This window comes from Solemya elarraichensis gill symbiont (assembly GCF_002021095.1).
In the GTDB taxonomy this organism is placed as follows: domain Bacteria; phylum Pseudomonadota; class Gammaproteobacteria; order Chromatiales; family Chromatiaceae.
Map to the genome: position 1 here is coordinate 1 of NZ_MPRK01000199.1, position 3,178 is coordinate 3,178.

The 3,178-nt window shown below is 45.0% G+C and carries 5 protein-coding genes; all 5 read right to left on the reverse strand.

Annotated elements, in window-relative coordinates; genetic code table 11:
- Positions 1–93: 93 nt before the first annotated feature.
- Entirely contained in the window at positions 94–531 is a 438-nt protein-coding gene (locus tag BOW51_RS08930; protein ID WP_135568193.1) for a hypothetical protein, read from the reverse strand.
- A gap of 3 nt (positions 532–534) precedes the next feature.
- Entirely contained in the window at positions 535–909 is a 375-nt protein-coding gene (locus BOW51_RS08935; protein WP_078477422.1) for an ExbD/TolR family protein, read from the reverse strand.
- A 1-nt stretch (position 910) separates the two neighbouring features.
- Positions 911–1,336 (reverse strand): TonB-system energizer ExbB, encoded by a 426-nt coding sequence (exbB, locus tag BOW51_RS08940; RefSeq protein WP_078477423.1) that lies wholly within the window; start codon positions 1,334–1,336, stop codon positions 911–913.
- Positions 1,337–1,343: 7 nt separating this feature from the next.
- Positions 1,344–2,258: a PepSY-associated TM helix domain-containing protein gene (locus BOW51_RS08945; protein ID WP_078477424.1), complete on the reverse strand. Its 915-nt coding sequence runs from the start codon at positions 2,256–2,258 to the stop codon at positions 1,344–1,346.
- A gap of 112 nt (positions 2,259–2,370) precedes the next feature.
- The coding region (locus tag BOW51_RS08950) for a TonB-dependent receptor domain-containing protein (RefSeq protein ID WP_135568194.1) at positions 2,371–3,178 on the reverse strand (808 nt) is incomplete at its 5' end.

The following is a 3,178-nucleotide window of genomic DNA, read 5'->3' on the forward strand; positions in this document are numbered from 1 at the left end:
GGAAAGCAGCGTTAAATCGTTTTATGATCGAGTTTGAAGATCGACTCATTGACCATATTTGAACAGGGCAGTTACACAGAATTATCTACAGGCTCAAGAGGTGCTTTTGGGAACCGGTTTCCTTTTCGCTACTACCTTCTTAACAGGTGCTATCGGTTTCTGTTTTATTACCTCTTTTTTCTTTTCAGGAATTTTCTTTGCTATCACGGGTTCCGGTTTGATCGGTTTTTCCTGGATGACGGGTTGTATCGGTTCAGGCGTTTCAACAACCTCTTCTTTTACGACTTCTTCAGGTGTTTCAACGACTGGCTCAGGTTCTTCAATAACCTCTTGTTCAACGCTCTCTTCAGGCGTTTCTATGACAGGCTCAGGTACTACCTGTTCAACAAAACTGCTTAAGGATAGATTGATTTCCGTCTCATTAGCTGAAAATGGTGTGATTTGGGTTACTACAGGCATGAGCAGTGCCACTGCACCGGCATGTAGCAGTGTAGAGAAAGTAAAGCCCATCCTTTTAGATCCCTTTGCCATGGCTTATTTTTTTTCCGTCACTATGGCCAGGTTTTCCAGTCCGGCAGCTTTGATTTCATCAATAACCAGGACAAAATGTTTAAATTCGGTATCACTGTCGACTTTTAACCGGATCTTTTCTTCCATTTCAAGATCGCCAATCAAGGCAATGAGCTCGCTTTCATCGATTGGCTTATCATTAACGAAATACTCCCCGACCTTATTGATCACAATTTCGGTATGCTCATCAGCTTGTGAAACTTCTGTGCTTTTAGCTTGTGGTAAATCGATAGGAATTTTGCCTTGTGCGACAAAGGTGGCTGTTGTCAGAATTATGCACAACATAACCAGCATCACATCGATGAAGGGAATCATGTTGACTTGTGCCATCGGTTTCATATCAATCTGCCTGCAATGCCTTCCAGTTGGCAGTCAATACATCTGCCTTCCTTAACAAGGCGTTATAAAACATCGTGGCCGGTATGGCGACAAGAAGACCAAGGGCTGTGGCTTTCAGGGCGATTGCCAAGCCAAGCATGACGGTGCTGACAGACAAATCACCACTTTGCGCCATATCGAAAAATGCGATTAATATCCCCACAACAGTTCCCAGCAGCCCCACGTAAGGTGCATTACTGGCGATAGAGGCAATAATGGTCAGATGCGCCGTCAATGCCACGTACAGGGCATGTTCATTGGTGAAACTATCCAGTTTGATTCTGCCGTAAAAGAAGATTCGCTCAATAAAATAGGCAATCATGAGAAAACTCATGAGCCCTAATACCCCAAAGATTGCGTAATCAAGATTTGCTTTAATTAAATCCATATTGAACTCAATGCGCTTTTGCGCGGTTTCGATAGTGTCTTTTCCACTTGATATAGCCGGTGATCAACAACAGGATGGCAATGATCGAGGCCAAATCATTCACGTACACCCACAGCTCATGAAAGAACTCACCATCATGTAAAGCGAGAAAGAGGTGATAAAGCGGTACACGGTCCATGATGGGCAAATCGAAACCGTGACTGTGTCTGCCAAAGAAATGCACATGATTGCCCATTTGAAAAACATCTCTTGGCATATGTCCGGATTCAGCTACAACTTGCCACCCATTATCAGTCAGGAGCCTGTTAGGGGAGCCCATACCACCAATATAAAGATCATCACCTGCGCGTTTTAAGCGCCAGACAAAACCTTTGGATTCGAGCTCCCAGGTTTTCAGGTCCGGAGACTTGAAAATACCCAAACGATTTCCAACCCGGTAATTTGAACCGTCATAATCAAAGCCCCAGATATCAGTCGATAAATCATCGTAGACTGGTGTTAGATACGCCGTATCCAGCTTGGTCGACTTTAAAAAATCGCGAAAAAAATCTGTGTGATCTAAAAAAATACCGGTAATCAACAGATACAGAATCGGGATGAAAGTAAAAAGGGCCAACTTGTTGGAATGAGCCTTTCGCCAAAGATAGAGGCTTCTCTTGCTGCCGCCTTTCCTGTTCTTCATGTTCCTGATCTTGATGTACATGATCAGGCCGCTTAAGGGCAGGAAGGCTAAAATAAAAGAGCTGAAATCATTGATCCATAACGACAGGTCACCACTGACAATTCCCCTGCCGTAGTGAAGATCCCTGACCAGGCGGCCTAATTTGATTTCATTGGGCAATACATCTGAATCTATTGCCGAAATATCAAGCTGTTCAGTCTCGCCCGACTCCTGGTTAATCCGATAAACAGAACGTCCCAAAGACTATTGAAGTTATCGTGGTTTAAAAAGAAACCGGACACGGCAAGGATGAACAGGACTAGCCCTAAGGCCAGTCCCGACACCTTGTGTATCTGCGCGATACGATAGAGCCTCATAACTTGTATTCAAGACCTACAAACAACTGGCGAGGTGCTGCTGGCGTGTATTTTTCCTTGCCATAGCCATAGGTTGCACTTTCTGCATAGATTTCGTCAGTGATGTTGTTAAGTTTTGCGTTGAAACTTAACCTGTCGCTGGCATCGTAAGTTGCCTTGAGGTGACCGACAGTGTAGCCGTCATAAGTACGGGTGTTTTTATCATCCATCCAGTAGTCACCCACATGCTCCACTTCGAACATGGTGGTCAGTCCTGGCAGTTTTGATGGTTTATAGGTCAGGCGCAGGTTAGCCAGATGATTCGGTGCCTCCGCCTGCTCATTGTTACCATAGACATCGTCGTTATCGTAGGTATGCTCAGAGTAGCTGTAAGCCAAACGTGCACCGAACTCTTTATTAAACTGGTGATCGACAGAGACTTCCACACCCTGGTGTAAAGTTTTACCTCCGTTGACGTAGTAGCGATCTCCATCATTTGCTCCACCCTCAATGGTACGACGAACAATCGTGTCATCAATGATCATGTGATAGACCGCTGCCTCAAACTGCGTGTTATCTCCAGACAGCTTGTATCCAACTTCAAAGGTATCGGTGGTTTCTGGATCAAGCGTAAAGGCCGAGTTATTGGTGCTCAGCATGTAGAGACGTGATGCCTGTGGAATCCTGAATCCATTGGCATAGCGGAAGTAGGCATTTTGATTGTCAGCGTTCTGATAGGTTGCGCTGAACTTGGGGCTCAAGTGCTGAAAACTTGGGTCTGTATCACTGCTGGCCCTGAAATAGCTTGACGTAGCATACTGACCA

Excerpts from the sequence above, each read along its gene's own strand:
- BOW51_RS08930 (WP_135568193.1), bottom strand. The coding sequence starts at position 531 with ATGGCAAAGGGATCTAAAAGGATGGGCTTTACTTTCTCTACACTGCTA.
- BOW51_RS08935 (WP_078477422.1), bottom strand. The coding sequence starts at position 909 with ATGAAACCGATGGCACAAGTCAACATGATTCCCTTCATCGATGTGATG.
- exbB (WP_078477423.1), bottom strand. The coding sequence starts at position 1,336 with ATGGATTTAATTAAAGCAAATCTTGATTACGCAATCTTTGGGGTATTA.